The organism is Paracoccus sp. (in: a-proteobacteria) (assembly GCF_030538655.1).
Classification (GTDB): domain Bacteria; phylum Pseudomonadota; class Alphaproteobacteria; order Rhodobacterales; family Rhodobacteraceae; genus Paracoccus.
Genome location: NZ_JAUNTO010000048.1, coordinates 1 through 1,758 on the forward strand (window position 1 = coordinate 1; position 1,758 = coordinate 1,758).

The following is a 1,758-nucleotide window of genomic DNA, read 5'->3' on the forward strand; positions in this document are numbered from 1 at the left end:
TGCGGGAAGGTCTTGTCCCATTCTGTGGTCATGGTCTGTGCCTTTGCGGTAGAGGTGGTGATGATCGAACCCGCCCCAAGGGCAAGTGCGCTTGCGCCGGTCAGTTGCAGCAGGTTGCGGCGGTTGAGGGTGGTGCGGTCCATGGCAGGTCCTTTCAACAGGTTCCGCAGGATTGCGGTTCTGGGAAAGAAATAAGGCAAGGGCCTGCCGATGATTAGACATGGATTATTTCATACGCTTGTGAATAATTCTCAGCAATCAGCCCGCGAAAGGACCGCCGATGCCGCGCAACAATATCCACGATCTGCGCGCCTTTCTGGCCATCGCGCAAGAGCGCAGCTTTACCCGCGCGGCGGCGATCCTTGGCGTGTCGCCCTCGGCGCTCAGCCATGCGATGCGCCAGCTTGAGGAACGGCTGGGCCTGCGCCTGCTGATGCGGACCACGCGGTCTGTCTCGCTGACCGAGGCGGGGGAACGGCTGTTTGACGGCATCAGCCCGCATTTCGAGGGGATCGAGGCGCAGATCGAGGCGCTTGGCGATCTGCGCGATACGCCCGCCGGGACGATCCGCATCACCGCCTCGGACTATCCGATCCGGCATATCCTTTGGCCAAAGCTGGTGCCGTTTCTGCGCGACAACCCCGATATTCATGTCGATCTGGAATATAACAACAGCTTCGTGGACATCGTGGCCGAACGCTATGACGCAGGCGTGCGGCTGGGCGAGGCGCTGGCGCAGGATATGATCTCGGCCCGGATCAGCGCGGATCAGCGTTTTGCGGTGGTGGGCGCGCCGTCCTATCTTGCCGATCACCCCGCGCCGCAATGCCCCGCCGATCTGGCCGATCACCGCTGCATCAACCTGCGCCTGCCCACACATGGCGGGCTATGGGCCTGGGATTTCGAGGAAAATGGCAAAGACATCCGCGTCCGCGTCGAGGGGCAAGTAACCTTCAGCAGCGTTTACGAGATGCGCGACGCCGCCGTGGCCGGGTTCGGCCTGACCTATGTGCCGGAAGCCATCGTCGCCGACCATCTGGCCGACGGCCGCCTGATCCGCGTGCTGGAACCGTTCTGCGCCTATTGGGGCGGGTTTTACCTGTATTACCCCAGCCGAAGGCAATCCTCGCCCGCCTTTACCGCATTGGTCGAGGCGCTGCGGGAAAGGGGGTAGGAAAACGGCACATGATATGCGGAAATGTCCCTGCGCACTGTCATGGAGAACGGAATGAAGTGGTCACCTCAGGAGTTGCAGGCCATCGTCACTGCGGACGATCTGAAGATCGCGCCGCTGCGCGAAGATGGAACCACCTACGGCACGCCGACATGGATCTGGTGCGTCGCGGTGGATGGCGATCTTTATGTCCGCGCCTATAGTGGCCAGGCGTCACGCTGGTATCGGGCGGCGGTCGGGCAGAAGGCGGGCCAGATCATCGCAGCGGGCGAAACCCGTCAGGTCGGGTTCGAGACCGTGGATACCGCGCTGGACGACCTTATAGATGCGGCCTATCGAGCGAAATATGCGGGCAGCAGCTATCTTGCGCCGATGATCAGCCCCCGCACCCATGCGGCAACCATCAGGATCGTGCCGCGTTAAGATCTGCCGTCAGGAAAGGAGATGCACATGATCTTTCGCCGGGCTTTTCACGCAGCCGCGCTTGCCGCCGTGCTGGCATCTCCCGTCATCGGGCAGGGCCTGACCGAGACCCCGCTTGCCCGGATGACGACCGATGACTGGACGGTCGAGATCGTCACCGA

The 1,758-nt window shown here is 62.3% G+C and carries 3 protein-coding genes; 2 read left to right on the plus strand and 1 reads right to left on the minus strand.

Annotated elements, in window-relative coordinates; genetic code table 11:
- Positions 1–143, minus strand: a 143-nt coding sequence (locus Q4G22_RS15755; protein ID WP_368661486.1) for a twin-arginine translocation signal domain-containing protein, incomplete at its 3' end; no start/stop codon positions are given.
- A gap of 137 nt (positions 144–280) precedes the next feature.
- Here Q4G22_RS15755 and Q4G22_RS15650 point away from each other — a divergent pair.
- Positions 281–1,174 (plus strand): LysR family transcriptional regulator, encoded by an 894-nt coding sequence (locus Q4G22_RS15650; protein WP_303386818.1) that lies wholly within the window; start codon positions 281–283, stop codon positions 1,172–1,174.
- Positions 1,175–1,228: 54 nt separating this feature from the next.
- On the plus strand, positions 1,229–1,597 hold the full coding sequence (locus tag Q4G22_RS15655) for a DUF2255 family protein (RefSeq protein WP_303386819.1): 369 nt from the start codon (positions 1,229–1,231) through the stop codon (positions 1,595–1,597).
- Positions 1,598–1,758 lie beyond the last annotated feature (161 nt).